This is a genomic window from Phenylobacterium sp., from assembly GCF_036263695.1.
Taxonomy (GTDB): Bacteria; Pseudomonadota; Alphaproteobacteria; order Caulobacterales; family Caulobacteraceae; genus Phenylobacterium.
The window spans coordinates 1-1670 of record NZ_DATAGM010000033.1; the positions used below are offsets into that span (position 1 = coordinate 1).

General features: G+C 67.3%; 2 protein-coding genes. Both read right to left on the bottom strand.

Translation table 11 applies throughout. The features are described from left to right. On the bottom strand, positions 1 to 498 hold a 498-nt coding region (locus VHK87_RS01255; RefSeq protein ID WP_329633083.1), incomplete at its 3' end, for a M23 family metallopeptidase. Between the two features lie 216 nt (positions 499 to 714). Next, positions 715 to 1670: NAD(P)(+) transhydrogenase (Re/Si-specific) subunit beta (locus tag VHK87_RS01260; protein ID WP_329633084.1), on the bottom strand; the 956-nt coding region annotated here is incomplete at its 5' end.

A 1670-nucleotide genomic window follows, 5' to 3' on the forward strand; every position in this document is an offset into this window, starting at 1 on the left:
CCCGCGCTTCACCGCGATCCCCGCCCGCGAGTTGGGCGAGAAGCCGCCCAGGTGGGCGTAGAAGGAGGTAAGCCCGTCGGCGTGGCGCACCTCCACGAACCGTCCGTAGGCGCCGTCCTGGCCGGCGCGCACCACCACACCGTCGGCGATGACCTGCACCGGCAGGCCGGCGGGGGCGGCGATGTCGACGCCCTGGTGCAGGCGCCCGTACTCCTCCCAGGGCAGCTTGCGCAGGCCGAACGGCGAGATCACGGGGTAGCCCGGCACCGGCTCGCCGAACACCACGCCCTGCGGCGTCAGCGGCTGCTGGGGCGCCTGGGCCGCCGCCGGGGCGGCGGTCGTCGCCTGGGACAGGTTAAGCTTGGGAAGCCGCTGCCTCTCGTCCGGGAGCGCGGCCTGGGCGACGGTGATGGCCAGGAGGGCTGCGGTGCCCCCGACGACAAGATCGGCGATCCAGTTCGGCGTGCGGCCCTGAACCGCCAAGCTTTGCTGAGTCAACGAGAACCCCTTTTTCGCACCACCGAGCAAGTGGGCCGACCTGAAAAGGTGTAAGCGGTCGGCGCTCAACTGTCGGACCCGTCTAGGCCGGGCCACGTTAACTTTGTTCTGGGCGGAAACAGGGCGGCAAGGCAAGCGCTGAGTCGCTCACCTACGTATTTTGTTATGCGAAGCTGGGCGGTAGACTCTCGTCTAGGGCGAGTTTTACAGCCTTTGTTAAAGCGCCTTGAGGACGCCTTCGACCATCTTCTTGGCGTCTCCGAACAGCATCATGGTGTTGTCGCGGAAGAAGAGCTCGTTCTCCACACCGGCATAGCCTGAGCCCATGCCGCGCTTCACGAACAGCACGGTGCGGGCCTTCTCCACGTCCAGGATGGGCATGCCGAAGATGGGCGACTGCGGGTCGGTCTTGGCGGCCGGGTTGGTCACGTCGTTGGCGCCGATGACGAAGGCGACGTCGGCGGTGGCGAACTCGGAGTTGATGTCCTCCAGCTCGAACACCTCGTCGTAGGGCACGCTGGCTTCTGCCAGCAGCACGTTCATGTGCCCGGGCATGCGGCCGGCCACCGGGTGGATGGCGTAGGCCACGTCCACCCCCTCCTCCTTCAGCCGGTCGCCCATCTCGCGCAGGGCGTGCTGGGCCTGAGCCACGGCCATGCCATAGCCGGGGACGATGATCACTTTGGAGGCGTTCTTCATGATGAAGGCGGCATCGTCGGCCGAGCCCTGTTTCACCGGCCGGGTCTCGACACGTCCTTCGCCGGCGGCCGCCGTCTCGCCGCCGAAGCCGCCCAGGATCACCGAGACGAAGCTGCGGTTCATCCCCTTGCACATGATGTAGGACAGGATCGCGCCCGAGGAGCCGACCAGCGCCCCCGTGATGATCAGGGTGATGTTCTCGAGGGTGAAGCCTAGGGCCGCCGCCGCCCAGCCCGAGTAGCTGTTCAGCATCGAGACCACGACGGGCATGTCGGCGCCGCCGATCGGGATGATCAGGGTGATCCCGATGATCAGCGCCAGCGCAAAGATCCCCCAGAAGGCCCAGAGCGCATCGCCGCCGCTCATCACCAGCACCACCACCAGCGCCACGATGCCGACGGCCAGGGCGATGTTCAGCAGGTGGCGGGCGGGCAGCAGGATGGGCGCGCCGCTCATGTTGCCGTTCAGCTTGG